The sequence below is a fragment of the Brevundimonas sp. D3-1P genome, assembly GCF_055809335.1.
On sequence record NZ_CM147908.1, the window covers coordinates 161,722 to 180,230 of the forward strand.

22 protein-coding genes are annotated in these 18,509 nt (G+C 66.5%); 10 read left to right on the forward strand and 12 right to left on the reverse strand.

Annotated features, from left to right (window positions below; genetic code table 11):
- Positions 1 to 102: 102 nt before the first annotated feature.
- Positions 103 to 1,389: a D-amino acid dehydrogenase gene (locus AC0L6G_RS00850; protein WP_473252719.1), complete on the reverse strand. Its 1,287-nt coding sequence runs from the start codon at positions 1,387 to 1,389 to the stop codon at positions 103 to 105.
- Between the two features lie 132 nt (positions 1,390 to 1,521).
- On the opposite strand from AC0L6G_RS00850, the gene AC0L6G_RS00855 reads away from it, so the two are divergent.
- The 5 genes from AC0L6G_RS00855 (at position 1,522) to AC0L6G_RS00875 (ending at position 5,210) form a co-directional block, all read left to right on the forward strand.
- On the forward strand, positions 1,522 to 1,971 hold the full coding sequence (locus AC0L6G_RS00855) for an Lrp/AsnC family transcriptional regulator (RefSeq protein WP_293824403.1): 450 nt from the start codon (positions 1,522 to 1,524) through the stop codon (positions 1,969 to 1,971).
- A 30-nt stretch (positions 1,972 to 2,001) separates the two neighbouring features.
- Entirely contained in the window at positions 2,002 to 2,478 is a 477-nt protein-coding gene (locus tag AC0L6G_RS00860) for a hypothetical protein (protein WP_293824405.1), read from the forward strand.
- Between the two features lie 58 nt (positions 2,479 to 2,536).
- Entirely contained in the window at positions 2,537 to 2,893 is a 357-nt protein-coding gene (locus AC0L6G_RS00865) for a RidA family protein (protein WP_293824407.1), read from the forward strand.
- A 40-nt stretch (positions 2,894 to 2,933) separates the two neighbouring features.
- Entirely contained in the window at positions 2,934 to 4,613 is a 1,680-nt protein-coding gene (locus AC0L6G_RS00870) for a lysine--tRNA ligase (RefSeq protein ID WP_293824409.1), read from the forward strand.
- 123 nt (positions 4,614 to 4,736) lie between these two features.
- Positions 4,737 to 5,210 carry an SH3 domain-containing protein gene (locus tag AC0L6G_RS00875; protein WP_291537966.1) on the forward strand — a complete coding sequence of 158 codons (474 nt, stop codon included), beginning with the start codon at positions 4,737 to 4,739 and terminating at the stop codon, positions 5,208 to 5,210.
- Positions 5,211 to 5,266: 56 nt separating this feature from the next.
- On the opposite strand, the gene AC0L6G_RS00880 is transcribed toward AC0L6G_RS00875, so the two are convergent.
- From AC0L6G_RS00880 to AC0L6G_RS00900, 5 genes are all read right to left on the reverse strand, one after another.
- Entirely contained in the window at positions 5,267 to 5,902 is a 636-nt protein-coding gene (locus AC0L6G_RS00880) for a S24 family peptidase (protein ID WP_473252720.1), read from the reverse strand.
- Between the two features lie 51 nt (positions 5,903 to 5,953).
- Positions 5,954 to 6,385 (reverse strand): hypothetical protein, encoded by a 432-nt coding sequence (locus AC0L6G_RS00885; protein ID WP_293824415.1) that lies wholly within the window; start codon positions 6,383 to 6,385, stop codon positions 5,954 to 5,956.
- Between the two features lie 91 nt (positions 6,386 to 6,476).
- Complete coding sequence (locus AC0L6G_RS00890) at positions 6,477 to 6,827, reverse strand: hypothetical protein (protein WP_293824417.1); 351 nt, start codon at positions 6,825 to 6,827, stop codon at positions 6,477 to 6,479.
- A 173-nt stretch (positions 6,828 to 7,000) separates the two neighbouring features.
- Positions 7,001 to 7,396, reverse strand: a complete 396-nt coding sequence (locus AC0L6G_RS00895; RefSeq protein ID WP_293824419.1) for a PaaI family thioesterase — start codon at positions 7,394 to 7,396, stop codon at positions 7,001 to 7,003.
- On the reverse strand, positions 7,393 to 7,845 hold the full coding sequence (locus tag AC0L6G_RS00900; protein ID WP_293824421.1) for a PaaI family thioesterase: 453 nt from the start codon (positions 7,843 to 7,845) through the stop codon (positions 7,393 to 7,395). The genes AC0L6G_RS00895 and AC0L6G_RS00900 overlap by 4 nt, the downstream gene beginning before the upstream one ends.
- An 81-nt stretch (positions 7,846 to 7,926) precedes the next feature.
- Here AC0L6G_RS00900 and AC0L6G_RS00905 point away from each other — a divergent pair, with 81 nt between their 5' ends.
- A complete protein-coding gene (locus AC0L6G_RS00905; protein ID WP_293824423.1) occupies positions 7,927 to 8,958 on the forward strand; it encodes a ligase-associated DNA damage response exonuclease in 1,032 nt (343 codons plus the stop codon).
- 14 nt (positions 8,959 to 8,972) lie between these two features.
- On the opposite strand, the gene AC0L6G_RS00910 is transcribed toward AC0L6G_RS00905, so the two are convergent.
- Positions 8,973 to 10,592 carry a response regulator gene (locus tag AC0L6G_RS00910; RefSeq protein ID WP_473252721.1) on the reverse strand — a complete coding sequence of 540 codons (1,620 nt, stop codon included), beginning with the start codon at positions 10,590 to 10,592 and terminating at the stop codon, positions 8,973 to 8,975.
- A 197-nt stretch (positions 10,593 to 10,789) separates the two neighbouring features.
- On the opposite strand from AC0L6G_RS00910, the gene queC reads away from it, so the two are divergent.
- From queC to AC0L6G_RS00925, 3 genes are read left to right on the forward strand one after another with little or no spacing between them, the layout of a single operon-like run.
- Positions 10,790 to 11,533 carry a 7-cyano-7-deazaguanine synthase QueC gene (gene queC / locus AC0L6G_RS00915; RefSeq protein ID WP_293824427.1) on the forward strand — a complete coding sequence of 248 codons (744 nt, stop codon included), beginning with the start codon at positions 10,790 to 10,792 and terminating at the stop codon, positions 11,531 to 11,533.
- Positions 11,530 to 12,165 (forward strand): 7-carboxy-7-deazaguanine synthase, encoded by a 636-nt coding sequence (queE, locus tag AC0L6G_RS00920; protein ID WP_473253200.1) that lies wholly within the window; start codon positions 11,530 to 11,532, stop codon positions 12,163 to 12,165. Before queC ends, queE begins: the two co-directional genes overlap by 4 nt.
- A complete protein-coding gene (locus AC0L6G_RS00925; protein WP_291537948.1) occupies positions 12,165 to 12,533 on the forward strand; it encodes a 6-pyruvoyl trahydropterin synthase family protein in 369 nt (122 codons plus the stop codon). The genes queE and AC0L6G_RS00925 overlap by 1 nt, the downstream gene beginning before the upstream one ends.
- Here AC0L6G_RS00925 and AC0L6G_RS00930 read toward each other — a convergent pair.
- Genes AC0L6G_RS00930 through AC0L6G_RS00940 form a run of 3 tightly spaced genes read right to left on the reverse strand, consistent with a single transcriptional unit; the run spans position 12,530 to position 14,423 of the window.
- The gene (locus AC0L6G_RS00930) at positions 12,530 to 13,222 is read right to left on the reverse strand and encodes an alpha/beta fold hydrolase (RefSeq protein WP_473252722.1); all 693 of its coding nucleotides are present in this window, start codon (positions 13,220 to 13,222) and stop codon (positions 12,530 to 12,532) included. The genes AC0L6G_RS00925 and AC0L6G_RS00930 overlap by 4 nt on opposite strands.
- 4 nt (positions 13,223 to 13,226) lie before the next feature.
- The gene (locus AC0L6G_RS00935; protein ID WP_291537944.1) at positions 13,227 to 13,505 is read right to left on the reverse strand and encodes a hypothetical protein; all 279 of its coding nucleotides are present in this window, start codon (positions 13,503 to 13,505) and stop codon (positions 13,227 to 13,229) included.
- Positions 13,506 to 13,562: 57 nt separating this feature from the next.
- A complete protein-coding gene (locus tag AC0L6G_RS00940; protein WP_293824430.1) occupies positions 13,563 to 14,423 on the reverse strand; it encodes an acyl-CoA thioesterase in 861 nt (286 codons plus the stop codon).
- 206 nt (positions 14,424 to 14,629) lie between these two features.
- On the opposite strand from AC0L6G_RS00940, the gene AC0L6G_RS00945 reads away from it, so the two are divergent.
- Complete coding sequence (locus AC0L6G_RS00945; protein WP_293824432.1) at positions 14,630 to 15,118, forward strand: winged helix-turn-helix transcriptional regulator; 489 nt, start codon at positions 14,630 to 14,632, stop codon at positions 15,116 to 15,118.
- A gap of 4 nt (positions 15,119 to 15,122) precedes the next feature.
- On the opposite strand, the gene AC0L6G_RS00950 is transcribed toward AC0L6G_RS00945, so the two are convergent.
- Positions 15,123 to 15,812 carry a response regulator gene (locus tag AC0L6G_RS00950; protein WP_291537915.1) on the reverse strand — a complete coding sequence of 230 codons (690 nt, stop codon included), beginning with the start codon at positions 15,810 to 15,812 and terminating at the stop codon, positions 15,123 to 15,125.
- A 161-nt stretch (positions 15,813 to 15,973) separates the two neighbouring features.
- Complete coding sequence (locus AC0L6G_RS00955; protein ID WP_293824434.1) at positions 15,974 to 18,334, reverse strand: TonB-dependent receptor; 2,361 nt, start codon at positions 18,332 to 18,334, stop codon at positions 15,974 to 15,976.
- Between the last annotated feature and the right edge of the window lie 175 nt (positions 18,335 to 18,509).

Sequence of the window (18,509 nt, forward strand, 5' to 3'; positions counted from 1 at the left end):
GCCGTAGCGGTTCGGCGACAGGTCATGCTTATCGATCCTTGAAAGGGCGATTTCAGACGATTCACACTATTCAGACGGTGAAATTGCCGCCAGCGTCCGATGTCAGCCAAACCCCGGCGCGAACGCCCCGGCCCAGGCGCCGTAGCGGTTCAGCGACAGGTCGTGCGCGTCGATCTCGGGCGAGCGCCCGTCGATCGTGTCGGCCAGGACGCGGGCCGAACCGCAGGCCATGGTCCAGCCCAGGGTGCCGTGGCCGGTGTTCAGATACAGGCCCGGAACCTTGGTCGCGCCGATGACCGGCGTGCCGTCCGGCGTCATGGGCCGCAGGCCGGACCAGTAGCTGGCGCCCTTCAGATCGCCGCCGCCCGGAAACAGGCTGCCGACCGAATGCTCCAGGGTTTCGCGGCGCAGGGCGGGCAGGGTGTTGTTATAGCCCGACAATTCGGCCATACCGCCGACCCGGATGCGGTCCCCCAGGCGGGTGATCGCGACCTTGTAGCTCTCGTCCATCACGGTCGAGACGGGCGCGCGGTCCGCATCCACGATCCGGGCCGTGATCGAATAGCCCTTCACCGGATAGACCGGCAGCTTAAGCCCGACCGGCGCCGCGATCTGCGGCGAATGCGACCCCAGGGCCACCACCACGGCGTCCCCCGTCATCGGGCCCCGGTTGGTGCGGGCCCCGACGACCCGGCCGTCGACGGTTTCCAGCCCCAGGATGTCGACGCCCTGGTGGAAGGTCACGCCGCGCTCGGCCGCCAGCCTGGCCAGGGCGTTGGTGAACAGGAAGCAGTCGCCCGTCTCGTCGTGCGGCAGGCGCAGGCCCCCGACGAAGCCGACATCGGACGCCGCCAGCCCCGGCTCGGCCGCGATGCAGCCCGCCCGGTCCAGCACCGCGCACGGCACGCCCTGGGCCTTCAGCACATCCACGTCCTTGTGCACGTCGGCCAGCTGTCTTTCGGTGCGGAACAGCTGCAACGTGCCCTGCTGGCGGCCGTCATAGGCCACGCCCGTTTCCCGCCTCAGCAGGTCCAGCTGATCGCGGCTGTATTCAGCCAGGCGCACCATCCGGCTCTTGTTCAGCGCATAGCGGTCGTGGGTGCAGTTGCGCAGCATGGCGATGGTCCAGCGGATCATCGCCATGTCCAGCCGGGGGCGCAGGATCAGGGGGGCGTGGCGCATCAGCAGCCATTTCATCGCCTTGACCGGAATGGACGGCGCGGCCCAGGGCGCCGAATAGCCGGGCGAAACCTGGCCGGCGTTGGCGAAGCTGGTTTCCAGGGCGGGACCGGCCTGGCGATCCACCACGACGACCTCGTGGCCCGCCTGGTTCAGATACCAGGCCGTGGTCACGCCGATCACGCCCGAACCCAGCACCAGAACGCGCATGAGACAATCCTGCTCGAATCCTGAAAGACCGAAACTTAGCCTTGGGTCGTCCGACGATCCTGCCTGTTTGCGCAACTTCCTGCGGCTGATATGCGATGCAGGCAATCCTGTGCGCCGTTATGGTGGAATCTTGTGACCCTGCTCGACCCCATGGATCACCGCCTGCTTCAGCGCCTGCGGGCCGACGGGCGAATCAGCAATGCGGACTTGGCGGCCGCCGTCGGCCTGTCGCCGTCCGCCTGCCTGCGACGGGTGCGGCGGCTGGAGGAGCGGGGCGTCATTCGGGGCTACGCCGCCGTCCTGGCCAACGACAGCGACGACGGGGTTGTCGCCTATGTCGAGATCACCCTGGAGAAGCAGACCGACGACCATATGCGCCGGTTCGAGGCGGCGGTGCGCAACCACCCGGAAATCCGCGACTGCTATCTGATGGCGGGGGCGGCGGACTATATCGTGCGGGCCGTGGCGCCCGACATCGCCGCCTATGAGGTCATCCACAAGGATGTGCTGTCGCGCCTGCCCGGCGTGTCGCGCATCCACTCCAGCCTGGCGATCCGCAACGTCCTGGCCGCCCGCGGGTGAACCGTCGTCGGGTTTCGGTGTTCAGCAGGCATGAAGATCACCGAGCTTTTGCCTTCCGCCCTCATCGGCGCCGTCGCCAGCGCCCGTTCCATGACCCCGATGGCGGCGATCGCCGTCGCCGAATTGGCGCACAAGCCGACGCCGGGACGCGTGTTCCTGCTGAACCAGCCCCTGTTCAAGTTCGGCGCCCTGTTGATGGGCGTGGGCGAGCTGTTCGGCGACAAGATGAAGTCGGCCCCGGACCGCACGGTCTTCCTGGGCCTTCTGGCGCGAGTGATGAGCGCGGGCATCGCCGGCTCGGCCCTGGCGCCGCGCGGTAAGGAGAAGCTGGGCGCAGGTCTGGCCGTCGGCACGGCCGTTCCTTTGGCCTATCTGACCCTGGCCGGCCGCAAGAAGGCCATGGCCCGGATCGGCCAGACCCGCAGCGGGCTGATCGAGGACGCCCTCGTCGTCGGCGCGGGCGCCCTGGTCGTCGGGTTGACCGTCGCCCGTCTGAGCCGCCGATAAAGACCTCGACAGCAGGTCGGCTGCGGCGATAGGTGCGGGCGCACGAGAGGACTTGGCCATGATCACCCGAATCCAGCCCGGCGCCCGCATGAGCGAGGCCGTCGTTCACGGCGACACCATCTATCTGGCCGGCCAGGTCGGAGAGCCCGGCGACGACGTGATCGCCCAGACCAAGACCGCCCTGGCCGAGGTCGAAGCCCTGCTGGCCCAGGCCGGCAGCGACAAGTCCAAGATCCTGATGGCGCAGATCTGGCTGGCCGACATGGCCGACTTCGAGGCGATGAACACCGTCTGGGACGCCTGGGTCGACACCGCCAATCCGCCCGCCCGCGCCACCGGCGAAAGCAAGCTTGCCTCGCCGGACTATCGGGTCGAAGTCATCGTCACCGCCGCCAAGGGCCGATCCGGCCGCTAGGCGGTTGACCGGGCGGTATGCAGACTGCAAACCCCCGCCCATGTTGCAGAACCTCGAAACCCTCGCCCGCGAGGCCAAGTCCTGGCCGTTTGAACAGGCCCGCAATCTTCTGAACCACGTTCTGAAGAAGCGCCTCGGCGACGCCGAGCGCGACGCCGCCAAGCTGCTGATCGACGCGGGCAAGGCCGACGAGGCGCTGGCGACCTTTCCCGCGCTGCAACGGCCGGTGATCCTGGAGACGGGATACGGCCCGTCGGGCCTGCCGCACATGGGCACCTTCGGCGAGGTGGCGCGCACGACCATGGTGCGCAACGCCTTCCGCGCCCTGACCGGCGACCACTGGCCCACGCGCCTGATCGCCTTCTCGGACGACATGGACGGCCTGCGCAAGGTTCCCGAGGGCGTGCCCAACCGGGAGATGCTGGTCGAAGACCTGCACAAGCCCCTGACCCAGGTGCGCGATCCGTTCGGAACCCATGACAGTTTCGGCGCGCACAACAACGCCCGCCTGCGCGCCTTCCTCGACGGGTTCGGCTTCGACTACGAGTTCATGTCCTCGACCGAGACCTACAAGTCGGGCCGGTTCGACGCGACCCTGCTGACGCTGCTGGAGCGGTTCGACGCGGTCCAGGCCATCATGCTGCCGACCCTGGGCGAGGAACGACGCGCCACCTATTCGCCCTTCCTGCCGATCAGCCCGATCACCGGCCATGTGTTGCAGGTTCCGACCCTGGCGCGCGACATCGAAAAGGGCACGATCACCTTCGAGGACCCGGCGGGCGAACCGGGAAACCGCACCGAGGTCCCCGTGACCGGCGGTCATGTGAAGCTGCAATGGAAGCCCGACTGGGCCATGCGCTGGACCGCCCTGGACGTCGATTACGAGATGTCGGGCAAGGACCTGATCGAAAGCGTGCGCGAAAGCTCCAAGGTCTGTCGCGCCCTGGGCGGCGTGCCGCCGGAAGGCTTCAACTACGAGCTCTTCCTCGACATCGAGGGCAAGAAGATCTCCAAGTCCAAGGGCAACGGCCTGACGATGGACGAGTGGCTGCGTTACGGCACGCCCGAAAGCCTGTCCTGGTACATGTTCCAGTCGCCGAAATCGGCCAAGAGCCTGCACTTCAACGTCATTCCGCGCGCGATCGACGACTATCTGGCCTTCATCGAGGCCTATAAGACGCAAGAGGCCGCCAAGCGGATCGACAACGCCGTCTGGTCGATCCACGCGGGCGATCCACCGACCCACACCTCGCCGGTGTCCTTCGCCCTGTTGTTGAACCTGGTGGGCGTGGCCAACGCCTCGACCAAAGACCAGCTGTGGGCCTATTTCGCCAGATATCTGCCGGAGGCGACGTCCGCGACCGAGCCGCTGCTGGACCGGCTGATGGATCATGCGCTGAACTACTACGAGGACTTCGTGAAGCCCTCCAAGTCGTACCGCCTGCCGGACGACAAGGAAAAGGCGGCCCTGCTCGATCTGGCTGGGCGTCTGAAAGGCCTGCCGGCCGATACGACCGATGGCGAACTGATCCAGAACGAAGTCTATGCGGTCGGCAAGGCGCACGCCTTCGAGCCGCTGAGGGCCTGGTTCGCCGCCTTGTACGAAGTGCTGCTGGGCGCGAGCCAGGGGCCGCGCTTCGGCTCCTTCGCCGCCATCTACGGCCTGCCCCAGACCATCCGGTTGATCGAACAGGGCGCCGAGGGCGAACTGGCGGCCTGACGGCGTCGCTGTGAAGATGAACCGAAAATAACGGCGAAGCTCCGGGAGCCTTCAGCTTCGTCCGCGCATTCTCCACCCATCGGCAGACGCCCCATCGGCAAACGCCATGACAGGAGAAGAGTTATGTCGAACAGGATTTTCAAAACCGGTCTGGCCACGGCTGCGGCCCTGGCCGCCCTCGTGACCGCCGCGCCCATGGCCGCCCAGGCTCAGGCCAACGGCGTGACCAACTGCGACGCGCCGGGCGGCCGTCAGCGCGCGGGCGCCCTGATCGGCGCCGTCGTCGGCGGCGTGGTGGGATCGAATCTGGCCCGTAACGAGCGCACGGCCGGCACCATCGTCGGCGCGGGGGCGGGGGCCGCAGCGGGGTCCTACATCGGCTGCAACCAGCAAAGGGCTCGCGCGGCCTCGGTCTCGAACGGCACGCAGTATCGCGCCTCGTCCAACCTGCGCATCCGCAGCGGCCCCGGCGCCAACTATCGCCAGGCGGGCAGTCTGTCGGCGGGCCAGCCGTTCACCGCTATCGGCTCCCAGGGCGAATGGGTGCAGATCGCCGGCGGCGGCTGGGTGAACGCCCACTACGTCACCGCCTACTGAGCTTAAGATAGATGCAAAGCCCCGCCCGGTTCGCCGGGCGGGGCTTTCGTATTGTGTCACTGGCTGACCCACAATATGCGCGCCATCCATTCGATTTCCCGGCGGGGCACGATCCGGGGCGGGTAGTCGGGGTTGATGGACGACAGGGTGACGGCGCGACTGGTCAGGCTGGTCACTTCCTTGGCGATGGTCTCGCCGGACAAAAGCCGCACGACCACACGGTCTCCACGACGCGGGCGGGTCGCTTCCTGATCGACAATGACCCGGTCGCCCTCGCGATAGAGCGGCGACATGGAATCCCCGCTGATCGTCAGGCTGAACAAGGTGTCCTTGGCCTGGGGCAGTTCGGTCTGGTCCCAGCCGTCGCCCATCGGCAGTCCCGCATCGTCGAAGAAACCGTCTTCGCCCGCCTTGGCCAAACCCAGCAAGGGCACCGTTGCGGGCTTGGCCGGCGCATCCTCGGCCAGGGCGGCGAAATCGGCCAGGGAGACCCCCGTCGCTTGAAGAATCAGGGTGACGCTCTCGGTCGAGGGCCAGCGTGGACGCGGCGGATCGCCGGTCCCGAAGCGTTTGGAGGGATTGAAACTGGTGGCGTCCAGCCCCGCACGACGCGCAAGGCCGGACGGCGTCAGCCCCTCGCGCCGCGCCAGGCCGTCGACAGCTTTCCACAATTTGGCGTGCGACAGAGGCATGGCGTCTCAGCGACTGATTCGCCCCAGATTACCGCCTGCCGATAGGAATTTCTACCTAGCCATCTCTTCTGCATGACGTTCTTGCCAAGAGACAAGTGTGCCAAAAATGAGGAAGCCGATTATAAGATAGCTGTTCAAGTTCATTACGGTGATCAGCGACCCCAACAGCACGGGTTGTTTGGTCAGGATCATCACGTGACACATCACGGTGATCAATTGGACTCCGCTCGCCCATACAGGCCACGACTGTCGATAACGCCAAGCGATGGCGATGAACACGATCAAGGCTGCCAGATCTATCAAAAAGAGTCCGGCGGGCATTCCCCGAAATCCGCTGTTCTCTTGCAGTACGATCGAGGCGAACCAAGCGGAAAGATAAGCGCCTGCGCCAAATCGTTCTGCCCGGCCACCCTTCAAAAAGGCGAACAGCGCCATGCCGACCATGAAGACGGCGCCGACAACCGCGTAGGCGATGTTGAGCATGGCAAATCGCCCCCGTGCAGAAATGCGCGGGGGCGATAATGACCGAACTCACTGCAAACGGAAGCCTTGGTAAGCCAAGCTTACCAAGAATTCACGCGACGCGGTGGAGATGCGTGGGCGTCAGAGCCGATTGCGGGTCCAGCCAATCGTCGGGTTTGGCGATCGGACCGGCAGCATAGGTACCGTAGCCGAGGCGACGGTGGTCCTTTTGCAGTTCGGCGTGGCAGGCGACGATGGATTCGCGCGCGGCCGACAGGGCGGCGATGGCTTCCATGGCCTTCGCCTGAGAACCCGTGCCGCTGACCGGCGAGAGGGAGAGGGCGGCGCGGGCGCCGATGAAGGATTGCACGAGGGTCGTCGCGCGCGTGATCGCGGCGTCGATCGCGAGTTCGGTAGCATGCAGATCGCCAGCAACGCTGGTGACGACTTCAGTCCGGTCCATGAAAGCCCCTCAAAGTATGGTTTACGATAGGCTTATGGTTATCACGTCTTAACCTTGTTTGGTAGTGCTATTTTCATCCTTCCAGCAATCGCGCGTTGAAACGCCGGCCGTGAAGCGCGGGGTGTGAGGCGCTGTTGGGCTTCGGCGCCGATCGGGCGGCTGCGACCCAAGGATCAGTCCTGGTTGTCCAGCAGAAAATGCGCCGTCAGGCTGGCGATGGGCTGGGCGCGTTCTTCCTGCCAAGCCTCGGCCTGGACATGGGCGAGACGACGTCCGGCTCGGCTGATCTTGGCGCGGGCGAAGACGTCGATGGGGCGGCCCGTGCGCAGATAAGCGACAGTGACGTTGATGGGGCGCGGCAAGCGCGCGCTGGGAAACGCAAGCGCCAACTGCGCCATGGCCGTCATCTCGAGAAGGGCGGCGGTCGATCCGCCATGCAGGGCCGGCAGCATCGGATTGCCGATCAGCCTGTCGGCGAACGGCATGACGACGGTGACTTCATCCCCGTTGAGCAGAGTCTTCAGGCCCAGGAACCGGGCATAGGGCAGGGTGGCGAGAAGATCGGTCATGCCGCCGCTCCGGCCGCCCGTTCGCGCGACGGGTTGAAGATATAGGCCGACTGCGCCGCCGCCACCGGATCGGAAGGATCCTCCTCGAACGCCCAGGCGCGAACGAAGGCGATGGTGTGGGTCATCCGGTAGCAGACGCTCTGGGCCAGCAGGTCCTGTCGCGGCCGGGCCGCGCGCATGTAGTCGACCCGCAGGTCCACCGTCGCGATGGGTTGAAACGTGTCCAGGGCCGTCCAGACCGCCAGGCCGCCGATATGATCCAGCAGGGTCGTCACCAGCCCGCCGGCGAACACCCCGCTGGCGGGATCGCCGACCAGATCCTCTCGCCACGGCACACGAATGCGCGGCTCCCCGTCATGCAGACCGTCGAAGGCGAAGCCCAAGGCCCCCGTATGGGCCGCTCCCGCCGCCAGCTGGGGCAGGATGGAGGTCAGGAAACTCTCGGACATCGGGCGGGGCGGCCTTTCACGGATTCTCGGATCGTCCTGTATGGATCGGCGACCGGACGGCGTCGAGTGCGTTAGGGAGCCATGATCCGAGCCGAAGACCTGCTGCATCCGACGCCTGCGGGCCTGTATTGTCCGCCCGGCAACTTCTATGTCGATCCGGTGCGGCCGGTGGACCGGGCGGTGATCACCCACGGCCATTCCGACCACGCGCGCGCAGGCCATGGCGCGGTGTTGGCGACGCGCCAGACGCTGGCGATCATGGCCGAACGCTATGGCGCCGACTTCACCGGCCGGGCGCAGCCGGTGGAATACGGCCAGGCGACGGCGATCGACGGCGTCGATCTCAGGCTGGCGCCGGCGGGACACGTGCTGGGTTCCGCCCAGGTCGAGGTGCGATGGAAGGGCCTGACCATGGTGGTGTCCGGCGACTACAAGCGCCGTCGCGACCCGACCTGCGCGCCGTTCGAGCCGGTTCCGTGCAACGTCTTCATTTCCGAGGCCACCTTCGGCCTGCCGGTGTTCAATCACCCGCCTGCCGAGGAGGAGGTGGGGCGTCTGGTGCGCTCGCTGGCCCAGTTTCCCGACCGGGCGCATCTGGTCGGGGCCTATGCGCTGGGAAAGGCGCAACGCATCATACGGCTATTGCGCGAGGCAGGATGGGACCGGCCCATCTATTATCACGGCGCGATGGAGCGGCTGAACGCGCTCTACGAACGCGAAGGCATCGATCTCGGATCCTTGCTTCCGACCCGCGACCTGCCCAGAAACGCCTTGGGCGGAGAGGTCGCCATCGCTCCGCCTTCCGCGATTCAGGACCGCTGGGCGCGGCGGTTCGCCGATCCGGTCACGGCCTTCGCGTCGGGATGGATGGGCGTCAAGGCGCGGGCGCGCCAGCGCGGCGTGGAACTGCCGCTGATCGTCTCGGACCACGCGGACTGGAACGAACTGACGTCGACCTTCATGGAACTGCGGCCCGAGGAGGTCTGGATCACCCACGGGCGGGAGGAGGGGCTGCTGCGCTGGGCCGAGATCAACGGCCAGAAGGCCAGGGCCCTGCGCCTGGTCGGTTATGACGAGGAAGACGAGGAGGCGGTGGATGTCAGGCCCGACTGAGGACGCGCTCTGGATCAGGCGGCGGAACGGCCCGATGCGTCCTGGTCCCCGGCGTCTTGCGCAACCGCCAGGGCGGCGTTCATCGCCATGCGCAGCCGTTCGGGCTTGATCGGCTTTTCAACGACGGCCGCCATGCCGATGGACAGATAGTGTTTGGCGTCTTCCGGGTCGGCGTTGGCCGTCAGGGCGACGATCGGCACCCGACCCATTGCGCCGGGCAGGGCGCGGATGGCCTGGGTGGCCTGAACGCCGTCCATGCGCGGCATCTTAATGTCCATCAGGACCAGATCGTACCGGCTTTCCTGCACCGCCTGCAGCGCTTCCAGCCCGTCCTCGGCCAGTTCCGAACTGCAGCCGAACATTTCGCATAGCGCCTGGGCCACCACGCGGTTGGTGGCGTTGTCGTCGACGATCAATATATGCGGCGCCGCCTTCAGATCGAAGCTGGACAGGTCCGAGACATTCGACTGGACCTCGGCCTCCGCCACGGCGCGAGGGGCGGTCAGGTCGAAGGCGAAGGTCGCGCCGCGGCCCTTGTTGTTCTCGGCCCAAATCCGGCCGGCCATACGGTCGATGACCTGCCGGCAGATCGACAGGCCAAGGCCGGCGCCGTCCGGGCCGGAACCGTGGACGAAGGGCTCGAAGATGGAATCGACTCGATCGACATCGACGCCCGGTCCGTCGTCGCGGACGCGGGCCTCCATATGGATGCGGTCGCCCTCTGCCCAGGCCTTCAGTCCGGCCTCGACGACGCCGTTTCGGGCGAACTTCAAGGCGTTGCCGATCAGATTGTTGAATACCTGTTTCAGGCGCACGCCGTCGATCACGGCCGCCAGTTCCGTATCGCCTTCGTAGCCGACCAGCAGGGTGACTCCGTCCTGAGACGCTCGCGGCTCCCACATCGACTGGATGTCGTCCATGACGGCGCGCAGAGGCGTGGGCTTGCTGGACAGTTCCAATTCGCCCGCCTCGGCCTTGGACAGATCCACCGCGTCCTGAAGGATGCGCAGGAGGGTTTCGGAGGAATCCACAATGGTCTGCACATGGGCCTGGGCCGCCGACGTCAGCGGCTGACGACGCAGAAGTTCGGCGACGGCCAGGACGCCGTTCATCGGTGTGCGCAACTCATGGCTCATGATGGCCAGGAACTGGCTCTTGGCGCGCGCGGCGGCGAGGGCCTGGGTGCGGGTGTCGCTGAGGAGGGCCGCCTGTTCGGCCAACTGCGCGTTCTGTTCGCGCTGGCGCGTATTGACCGCCTGCAGCAAGGTGGCGGCCGTGCCGACGCCCAGATAGGCCCCGTTGTGGGTGACGATGAAGCCCCGCAGCAAGGCCGCAGGACCGCCCTTCACCATGAAGTCGCAAAAGGCGTCGATGCGGACGCCGGCCTCCACCACCGCCGGTTCGGGATCCATGGCGAAGGTTATGGGGCGCAGATCATAAAGGGCGTGGCCGAACCTGGCGGCGATCTTTTGCAGGAAGGCGGTGCGCTCGACCAGGCCGATGGGCCGGTCGCCATCGACGACGGGTATGACCAGCGTGTCCGGCTCGCGTTCGAAACGCGCCAGCACCTCGCACCCGAGCGTCGTCGGCGCCACCGGCTTTGGACGCTCGGAAAGGGTCTCGATGGTCGGCATACTGCCCGGAACTCCATACTCTCCGGGGACTTAGGCCAGAAATCGCTTGCGGATTGGTTAAGCTGCGACAGGGGCGACGCGAATCCGCCTTTTTTGCCCCTGCGGCGCATCTGGTGTATGAGGCGCGCCCGACCCATCTGGGGGTCTTCATCTCTTTCACGCATGCGCGCGGCCGACCGGCCGACCGCAGATTCACCATGAGCGCTATCCTGGAAACGACCGTTCCAACCGCCGAACAGATCGCGCAGAAGACGGCGCTCGTCCTGTTTTCGGGCGGGCAGGACAGCGCCACCTGTCTGGCCTGGGCGCTGGAACGGTTCGACCGGGTCGAGACGGTCGGTTTCGACTATGGCCAGCGCCATGTCGTGGAGATGCAGGCTCGCCAAGCCGTGCGCGCCGGCATGACCAAGGCCCTGCCGCAATACGCCAGCCGTCTGGGCGAGGATCATGTGGTGGACCTGACCGGCTATGGGCGGATCGCCGACAGCGCCCTGACCGCCGACCGCAAGATCGAGATGGACGCGCGCGGCCTGCCGACGACTTTCGTGCCCGGCCGCAATCTGATCTTCCTGGTCGCGGCGGCGGCCCTGGCGGATCGGCGCGGGCTGGAGGTTCTGGTCGGCGGCATGTGCGAGACCGACTTTTCCGGCTATCCCGATTGCCGCCACGAAACGATGGAGGCCATGGCGCGGGCCTTGTCCCTGGGGCTGGACAAGCCGGTGATCATCGACACGCCGCTGATGTGGCTGACCAAGGCCCAGACGTGGGAACTGGCGGATCGGATCGGGGGCGAGCCGCTGGTGCGGTTGATCGTCGAGGACACCCACACCTGCTATCGGGGCGACCGGGCCCATCGGCACGTCTGGGGGTATGGCTGCGGCGAATGTCCGGCGTGCGAACTGCGTGAGGCCGGATACCAGGAATGGGCCGCCGCCAAGTGACCTATTCGGCGAAGGAAGTCTTCCTGACGGTTCAGGGCGAGGGCGGGCAGGCGGGGCGGCCTGCGGTCTTCCTGCGCTTTTCCGGCTGCAATTTGTGGAGCGGGCGCGAGCAGGATCGGGAGATAGCCGTCTGCACCTTCTGCGATACGGATTTCGTCGGCGTCGACGGCGGCGGGGGCGGCAAGTTCAGGACGCCAGACCTGTTGGCTGACCATGTCGCCGGGATGTGGCGAGGGCGCCAGGGCGATCCGAAACTGGTGGTCTGCACCGGCGGGGAGCCGCTGCTGCAACTGGATCCGCCGCTGATCGCGGCCTTGAAGACGCGCGGATTCGAGATCGCCATCGAAAGCAACGGCACGCTTGAGGCGCCCGACGGAATCGACTGGGTCTGCGTCAGTCCCAAGGCGGACGCAGAGGTGATCCAGATCAAGGGCCAGGAACTGAAGCTGGTCTATCCGCAGGCCAAGGCCATGCCGGAGCGGTTCGAACACCTCGATTTCGAGCGATTCTGGCTGCAGCCCCTGGATGGTCCCGACCAGGCGGAGAACACCGCCGCCGCCATCGAATACTGCCTGACCCATCCCCAGTGGCGCCTCAGCGTCCAGACCCACAAATATATCGGCGTCCGCTAATGCCCGTCTTCGAGATCACCAAACAGGCGACGTTCGACGCCGCTCACCATTTCCCCAACGAGCCCGAAGGCAGCATCTATCGCCGCGTTCACGGCCATTCCTTCACGGTCGAGGCGACGATCCGGTCCGAGACCCTGGACGCCGAGCACAACTGGGTCGCGGACCTGGGCGCGCTGGACCGGGCGCTGAGGGCGGCGGCGCAGCAGCTGGACCACGGCATGCTCAACGAGCACGAGGGGCTGGAGCTGCCCAGCCTGGAAAATCTGTGCCTGTGGTTCGCCAAGACGCTGAAGCCCGCCTGGCCGGGCCTGTGCCGGGTGCAGGTGGCGCGCCCGACGATAAACGAGCGGTGTGTGCTGAGCCTTTAGGCCGACAGCCATTGGACCAGGGCGGCGTTGACCGCCTCGGGCCGTTCCAGAGTGGAGATGTGGCCGCACTCCGGCACGACGACCAGACGGGCGTCGGGAATGGCGTCGGCCATTTCCTGCGCGCGGTCGGGCGGGGTCAAGGCGTCCTTGTCTCCGACAAGCGCCAGGGTCGGCGCCGCGATGGCGGACAGGAAGGGGCGGCTGTCGATCCGGTTCATGATGGCCGTCTGCTGGCGCACGAAGCCCTCGACCCCCACCGAGCGGCCCATCCGCGTCTGTGTCCCGATCAATTCGGCGTCGTCGCGGCGGCTGGGGTGAACGAGGTTTGGAATGGTCTGGGCCAGGACGTCGTCATAGCCGCCACTGACCGCCTTCTCGATCATGGCGCGGCGCAGACGGCTCTGTTCGGGAGCATCCGGTCGCGCGGTGGTGTCCATGAGCGCCAGCCTGACCACGCGGTCCGGCGCCTGGCGGAGGATCTCCAGCGCCACATAGCCGCCCATGGACAGCCCGCCCAGGGCGAAGCGGGGCGGGGCGTCGCGCAGGACAGCGGCGGCCATATGCGCCATCGTCTCGCCCTCCAGCGTCGAGGCGACGGTAGCGGGACCGTGCGTCCACAGGGCCGGCAACTGGGGGACGAACAGTTCGGCCGTGCAGATCAGGCCGGGTATCAGGAGGATCGGGGTCATGGCGTCAACAGGGCCGTCCCTGGCGCCGCCGCTGTTCGCAGCGGCGCTGTTCACGCTCATAGTCGCGTTGCTCGCGTTCGCGTTTCAGCCGGGTTTCCTCGTCGGAGGTGGTGACGGCGTCGAAACCGGCGCCGACGACCGCCCCCGTGGCCTTGGCCGTGCCGCCCACGACGGCGGCGGTCCCCCCGGCGACGGCCCCGACCAGGCAGCCCTGAAGCATCAGGCAGCCCATCGCGGCGACGGCGATCCGACCCAGGTCGAGAAGGGGATTTCGACGACTCATGCAGCGGGACTCCAGAGACTTTGAATAGTCGCTGATAAGCACGAATGGAGGCCGACTTCAGGCCTTTCTTTGCGGCAGCAGTTTTCGCCGCTGTCGCGACAGGGCCAGCGGCGTCCCGTCCGCGCCCCAGGCCGCGGCCTCGTCCACCGTCCAGCCCAGGCCGAGGTCCAGCATCCGAAACTCGAAGAAGGCCCAGCCGTCGGGGGCGTTCTCCGGCGTCGGATCGGTCAGGATGTCGATGCGCAGGTCCACCGTCGTCATGGCCGCCGGCGTCTTCGACAGGGTCCATGCCGGGGGATAGAGGGCGTCCAGCAGATAGCACAGTCCGACCTCGTCCAGCGGACGCCGATCCGCCATCCGCATCCAGGTTCTTTCCACCGCAGCCCTGTCGGCGTTTCCGCCCAGGATGTTGGGGCCGCCGTCGAACCGATATTCGACGTGCCGAGAAAAACGCGGGGCCATCGGGCCATGGATCGCGGCCCTGGGGTCCAGCCCGCCCAGAGCCGGCGGCGGGGCGTGCAGCGGCGAGACGGCGGGCGTCGGGGCGTCCAGCCCGTAGGTTCCGGTGGCGTGATGGGTCAGGCGACCGGCCTGCTCGGCCTCGACCGCCGCATAGACGACGTTGCGTCCGCCGCGCAGCAGGCGCGGGCGGAAGGCGATCTGTTCGTCGAAAGCCGCCGCCGACAGATACTGCACCGACAGCGACCGAAGCGGCGCGGCCACAGCCAGCCCCTGACGCATGGATCGGGCGCACAGCGCCGCCAGCAGGCCGCCGAACGGAAACCCTTTTTCCGGCGCCAGCGCGGCGGGGCCGTTCGAGAAATGGCCCGGGACCGGCGCCGACAGACCGCCGTCGTCCAACGTCTTGAACCTCAAGGCGGCGTCGAGCGAGACGGGCGATTGAACAGCGTCGGTCATGGCGCGATCCTGCGGCAGGTGGAAAGTCGGCGGAAGCCCCCGATCGTTCGATCACGGCTTTTGGAGCCTGACCTGAGCTTCCGCCAGTCAAGGAACAAGGCTGACGAACCCTCAGGCCCGCACGTCCGTTGCCAAACAAGACTTACTCTATGCGTTCGGATTCGCAACCCTTGCCAAACGGCTGACGCGGGGTCACTTTCTCGTCCATGGGACGCACCGCCGACTATAGCCGCCAGAGCTGCTCCATCGCCGCCACGCTGGAGGTGATCGGCGATCCGTGGACCCTGCTGGTCATCCGTGACGCCTTCAACGGCGTCAGCCGTTTCGAACAGTGGCAGGAGAACCTGGGCGTGGCGCGCAACGTCCTGGCCGCCCGCCTGAAAAGCCTGGTCCAGCACGGGGTGCTGGAACCGCGCCTCTATTCCGAGCGCCCGCCGCGCAATGAATATGTGCTGACTTCCAAGGGCAAGGACCTGTACGGCGTTCTGGTGACGCTGCACGGCTGGGGCGCCAAACACGTCTATGGCGACGCCGACAGCGGCATCGACATGGTTCACCAGACCTGCGGCCACACTCTGACGCCCCGTATCGCCTGCGGTTGCTGCAACGAGATCGTCAAGCCGCGCGACATCAAGCTGACCCGCGCCGAAAACCGGCCCACGGTCGGCGACGTGATGCCCAAGGAAGCGGCGTAGGCGTTCAGGCCTCCGCCTCCAGGCGATAGCCGACGCCGCGCACATTGGTCAGCAGGCCGGCCGCGTCGGCGCCCTCCAGCTTGCGGCGCAGGTGGCTGACGTGGCTGTCGATGGTGCGCTCCAGAACCGTCTGATTGGCGAAACAGGCCTGCATGATTTCCGCACGGCTGAAGACGCGCAGCGGCGTTCGCGCCATATGGGCCAGGATGCGGAATTCGGTCAGCGTCAGGTCCAGCCGTCGGCGCCCTTCGGCGGTCAGCACCGCCGCCATATAGTTCTCCAGCTGGACCTCCAGCGGCCCGACGCGCAGCACCTTGGCTGCGCGGCCGCCGCCAGAACGACGCAGGAGCGATTGAACGCGGGCCGCGACCTCGATGGGATCGACGGGCCTGGCCAGGTGGTCGTCGGCCCCGATCCGCAGCGCATGAAGCCGTTGGCGGGGCTGGCCGTCGGCGCCGATCATGACGACCGGCGTCTCGCCGAGCCGCCGCAGTTCGCCCAGCACGTCCCAGCCGTCGCGCACGGGCAGGGCGACGCCCAGCAGCACCAGATCCGGCTTCAGGGCGGCGTGGATGTCGATGGCCTGCTGGCCGTCCTCGACGACGACGGTGCGCAGGCCCTCGCGGCGCAGGACGACATCCAGCGCATCGGCGCCTTCGCGGTCTTCATCGGCGATCAGGATCAAGCTGCTCATGGCGCCTCCGTTTCGCCGCCATGACCGGCGTCCGCCGCAAAATCCAGAAAAACCGTACGCCTTCGGACAAGTTTCATCGGCGCGTCGCAAAGGCTTCACGAACCATACGAAAAAGCCCCTCTCGACGAGCGAGAGGGGCCAGTTTCGAGCCTCTGGGAGGATCAGTAGGAGGCGCGCAGTTCGATGCCGAAGGTGCGCGGATTGTTGAAGTTGCCGTAGTCGCCCAGGGTGTTCCGGTTTGCCGGATCCCGACGGTAGACATAGGTCTCGTCCAGAAGGTTGCGCGACCAGAGGGCCACTTCCAGCAGGGGACCGCCGGCGCCGGTCTGGATGTCGGCGACCGCGACCCGGGCGTTCACGATGAACGAGGAGTCGTTCTTGACGGCGTATTGCTCGAAGCTGTGGGTCGCATCGGCGTAGTTGGCGTCGATGTGCGCCTTCAGCGTGCCGCCCATGAAGGGCGAAGACCAATCGGCGGCGACGTTGGCGGCGTTCTCCGGCGTGTAGATGATGAAAACCGGCTGGCTCGTGCCCGTTCTGGGGTTCACCGCATCCGGGATCGAAATGTCGGTGAAGGCATAACCGGCCGACAGGGTCAGGTTCTCGGTCGCTCGGAACTGACCTTCCAGCTCCACGCCGCGAATCTTAGTCGTGCCTTCGGCGTTCATCGTGTCCAGAGTGTTGCGCCCGCCGTCTTCCACATAGCTGAAGTCGATCTGGCTGTCGGTGCGGTCCATCTGGTAGATGGCGGCGTTCAGACGGACGCGGCGATCGAACAGGTCGCTCTTCAGGCCCAGTTCGTAGGCCTTGACCTCCTCGGGATCGAACGAGCGGTAGCTGAGCGAACGCGAGGACGCGCCGCCGGCGCGATAGCCGGTCGAATATTTGCCGTAGACGTTGACGTTGTCGCTCAGATCGTAAGCCAGAGTGACCAGCGGATCGAAGCGGTCGACCGAGGTGGCGAAGTGAAGCTCGCCCGTCACGCCGGCGTAGACCGGCAGCTTGTTGTTGATCAGTTCCAGCGTGCCGTCCTTGTCGTCCCAGGTGTAGCGGCCGCCGACCGTCAGGTGCAGAGCCTGCATCTGCGCCGGGGTCCAGGTCGCCTGGCCGTAGATCGCCTTGGATTCCGAATGGGCCGTCGACTTGCGGTCCAGAGAGCGGAAGCCCCGGATGGTCGGGGTCGGATCGAGGATGGTGTAGCCCGTGCCGTCGGCGTTCCACCGGTTGGTCGAGGGCGTCGAGGCGTCGTCGGACACCGTCTCCTTGAAGTAGAAGACGCCGCCGACGTAGTCGATGCTGTCGCCCAGCGAACCGACGGCCTGCAGTTCCTGGCTGAACTGATGCTGCCAGAAGCCAGCCAGCGAGTAGCGGCTGAAGTTGCCGTTCGGACCGACGACCGGCGGACGGTGCGCGCCGGCGATGTTATCGTACTGCTCGACGTCCAGGTCGCGATAGGCGGTGATCGAGCGGATTTCCAGAGAGTCGTTCGGGCGATACGACAGGTGCAGATCGACGCCGCGCGTATCGTCGACGCTCCATTGCTGAGGCACGCCGATGTCGGCCTGCGTCATGCGCTCGGAGCCTTCGACCTGAACGATCGGCGCCAGGTCGCGGATGCTGCCCGAGGGAACGGTGGTCGAAGTCCACGGCACGACCGGCAGGCCGTTCGGGTTGAAGTTCAGCAGTTGGCTGTAGAACGGGGTGTTCTTGTCCTTGCCGATATCGGCGGCCAGGGTGGCGGTGAAGTCGTCGCTCGGGGTCCAGCGGGTCTGGAAGCGCAGGCCGCGACGGTCGTACTGGCCAAAGCCTTCCTCGCCCGGAAGGATATTCTTGGTGACGGGGCCTTGAACCTGGATCACGCCGTCGACCTTGAAAGCGAAGTCGCCCAGGGCCGGGAAGTCGACGTGCAGTTCGGAGTTGTAGGAGTCCAGATTGCCCACGCCGGCGACGGCGCGCATGCCGAAGACGCCCGTGGGCTTCTTCGTGACCAGCGACAGGGCGCCGCCTTCGGTGTTGCGGCCGAACAGCGTGCCTTGCGGACCCTTCAGGACCTCGACGCGCTCGATGTCGAGCAAGGCGGAGGCCAGGCCGTGCTGGCGGGCCAGATAGACGCCGTCGACATAGACGCCGACGCCCTGTTCGCGGGCGGGCTGGTTGGCGTCGTTGGGGACGATGCCGCGGATGCCGATGGTCAGGGCGGACTGGCGGGCCTCGAAGGTGGCGACGCGCAGGCTGGGCACGGCGCCGTCGGCCAGGTCCATCAGGCTCTGGACGTGGCGGTTCGCCAGGGCTTCCGAGCCAAGCACCGAGATCGAGATCGGCGTGTCCTGCAGATTGGTTTCCCGCTTGGTGGCGGTCACGACGATGTCGTCCAGGCCGACGGGCGCATTGGCGGCGGCCGCCGGGGCAGGCTGGGTTTGAGCGGGTTGGCTCGGAGCGGTTTGGGCGAGGGCGGAAACAGGCGTGGAGAGAAGCGCGGTCCCCAGCATCAGCTGGAGGCGCAGTTTGGTTTGACGATGCATTTTTATCCCCTGCTTAGTCGAGCCGGGGATTACGCCGTCATTGCAATAGGCAGTTCACAGCCACGCGACACTCAGATGCAAGTTTGATGTCCGATGTGACGATCAACATAGCGCAAAAATCCAGCAAATCTCCACGCGGCCTCCACACTTGAGTTGATCGATGTCGGCCTGCCCA